This window comes from Luteibacter sp. P4_D7_3, assembly GCF_056401735.1.
Map to the genome: position 1 here is coordinate 1 of NZ_JBFUIT010000422.1, position 2,747 is coordinate 2,747.

Sequence of the window (2,747 nt, forward strand, 5' to 3'; positions counted from 1 at the left end):
GTACATGGGCGCCCGGATAGGCGAGGCAGAAMTCGTGGGCGCGGTTGATTGCCGCTCCTCCCGCCGCGCAACCCATCTGGGCAATGGGCAGCTGCCGGATATCCGCGCGGAAACCGAGTTCGTTGATCATCCAGGGGATCAGCGAGGGCATGGTAAAGCCGGTACATGAGACGAAGACGATCGCATCGATACGGTCGGCTGTCAGGTCAGCATGGTCGAGTGCACGTGCGACGACGTCGGGCACGCGGGCCTTCGCTTCGCGCACGTAGACCGTGTTTCGTTCTTCGAAGCCCGGGTGTGCGAGGGTGTCTTCGATCGACTGGACGATGTGCCGCTCGGCCACCTGCGTGTTTCTGATCAGGCGCAATGCCAAGGGCAGCTGGTCGTGATTTGCATGCAACCCGCGTGCGAGGCGAAGCGTGTCGTCAAGGGTGATGACGTGTTCGGGAACATCGACCGCGGGGCGGCAGAGGGTGACCATGTTTTCACTTCCCTGTTGTCAGATGGCCCGGCCAGTTCCCCGGCCGGGCCCGTGTCGTCATGTCAGAGGATGGTGAGCGTGGCGTTGCCGCCGGCACTCGTCACGCCTGCCGGCGATGCACACTGATTACCGAGGGTCGAAGCGAGGTTGGTGAGGACGAACGTCGCCTCCGCCATCTGGCCGCTGTAGCGTCCCGAGGTAATACTCCCAGGGGCGGTGACCACCAGGTTGCCTCCCACCGAGGCGGCGGTCGCGGTATAGGTGAATGTGCTTGTCGCAGGAGGGACGCCGTCTGTCCAGTTGATGGTCCAGGTCGTTGGTGGCGCGGAGAAGAAATTCGCGCACGAGAACGGGGCGGAGAATTCCGCGTCGGACCACGCAGTGGTGAACAGTGGCCCTCTTACCAGCTGCACACAGTTCCATGTCGTTTCCGTTGTCACATCATGCTCGACGACGGCATTGGTGACCCCTGGTGACCAGGTGGCATCGTGGCTTCCCAAGGCGCAGACGGCGGAACTGGCATGCGCGGCCGATGGTAAGACAGTTCCGAGGACGATCCCCAATAGTGCGACCACGACGAGCAGGAAGCGCGATTCGTGACGTGAGGGGAGGGCGTGTGATGTAGACATGGCTATCTCCTTGTCCATGTGATCGAGGCTGAAGGCCCGATATTTTCCCCGTGTCCCTGAGGTGGACTGCTAGGCCGGCTGGCGTTATTCATTCGTGACAATCGGCCCGGCGATTCATTCGCCGAGCCGGGAAAAGTCAGGGAACTAACGCGAGATCGAGAGCGAGGCGTTGCCGCTGACGTTCGTGATGCCCGTGGGCGTCGCACACTGGTTGCCGAGCGTGGCTGCGAGGTTGGCCAACGTAAATTGCGCCATCGCATCCTGGCCTTTGTAACGTCCCGCCGTGATCTTCCCCTCAGCGGAAACGATCATGTTTCCGTTGGATGGCGCGGCCTTGGCAACGAATACAAACGTGCTGGTCTGGGGCCCACGGTCGTCCGACCACTCGATGGTCCACGTCGTCGGTTCCGTCGAGAAGAGGCCGTCGCAGGAGAACGAGGTGGAGAAGGTCGCGTGGGAGGTTGCGCTGGTGGTGACGTCGCTCGATGGCACGCCTTTCCGTTGACAGGTCCAGGTTGTGTCCGCCGTTACGGTATGGAGAGCGACCGAATTGGTCACACCCGRCTTCCATGTCGCATTGTGCATGCCCACGATACAGGCGACGGATTCGTCATTGTCATGCGCTCTCGACGGAGCAGACGCGAAAAGAGTCGTACCGAACAGCACGGCGACCAGGACCAGGGTGAAACGGGATGCGTAAGCCGGACGGCTTGTGAGCGACGTTGACATGGCAGTCCTCCTTGGACAATTGACAATATTCCCTTTGATCAAGCAGTCGATCTTTCACCCTGTTTCGTGGGCGCCGGGTGGCCGCGCCTGAACCCATTAGGGTATGTACGTTAGACCAGGTCTTGTTACCTGATTGTGAGAATCTACGAAGTAAAAGCAGGCGGTTCGAGAGTCGGCCCCGCATGCGGTGTGGCGGGAGAGGCACTTATCCGGCGTCTGCCGAAATCACATGGCGCTGGCATCGGCGCGTCCTCGCGATCAGTCGTGCGAACCCAGCTCGCGCGTATTTTTCTCGAGGACTTTTAGGCCGTCTTCGCTGTTGCGCCTCGACGCACGTTCGCGCTCGGACTGTTCGAGCAGACGCTGGCGCTCCTGCAGCTCGCGCGTTGGCGGCGGGGGCAGGCTGGACGATCCCGGCTTGGACACGAAGCCCGACGTGCTGGATACGCCGCTGGTTTCCGGCGGCGCGGGCGGCAGGTCGCGAATCGGAGCAAGCGTCGGCACCGGTGTCGGCGCGGCGGCGACCGGTGGCGGCAGGGCGTCCGCCGCCGCGTCGCGTCGCGACACGGTCCGCCAGGCGAACAGCCCGAGCAGGACGAGAATCCCGACGCCCAGCAGAACAGGCAACAGGTGCGAGCCGTGCGACGACGTGCTGCGGCGACGCGCGGCCTTCGCGCTCTTCTTCGTGGGCGCCGCCGCCGCGCTGCCCGGCAGCGACGTATCGAGATGTTCGGGAAGCTTGAGCAACACGCGCAGCACGTCGCCGTCCATCAGCTGCAGGCGCGGCTGGCGACGCTGGATGTTGATCGCCTCGGCGCTGAAGCGGCCACGCGTGACGAGGATGCCCTTGGTTGCGGCTTCGTTGAGCATCACGCTGAGCAGTTCGTTGACCTCCTGCACTTCTACTT

The 2,747-nt window shown here is 63.0% G+C and carries 3 protein-coding genes and 1 pseudogene; all 4 read right to left on the reverse strand.

Features of this window, described 5'->3' with window-relative positions:
* Positions 1–481: pseudogene (locus AC1DSN_RS20935) on the reverse strand (type III polyketide synthase); the annotation flags it as partial.
* A 62-nt stretch (positions 482–543) separates the two neighbouring features.
* The gene (locus AC1DSN_RS20940; protein WP_477332645.1) at positions 544–1,110 is read right to left on the reverse strand and encodes a hypothetical protein; all 567 of its coding nucleotides are present in this window, start codon (positions 1,108–1,110) and stop codon (positions 544–546) included.
* Positions 1,111–1,254: 144 nt separating this feature from the next.
* Positions 1,255–1,839, reverse strand: coding sequence for a hypothetical protein (locus tag AC1DSN_RS20945; RefSeq protein WP_477332647.1), 585 nt, complete (start codon positions 1,837–1,839; stop codon positions 1,255–1,257).
* Positions 1,840–2,097: 258 nt separating this feature from the next.
* Positions 2,098–2,747, reverse strand: a 650-nt coding sequence (locus AC1DSN_RS20950; RefSeq protein ID WP_477332649.1) for a restriction endonuclease, incomplete at its 5' end; no start/stop codon positions are given.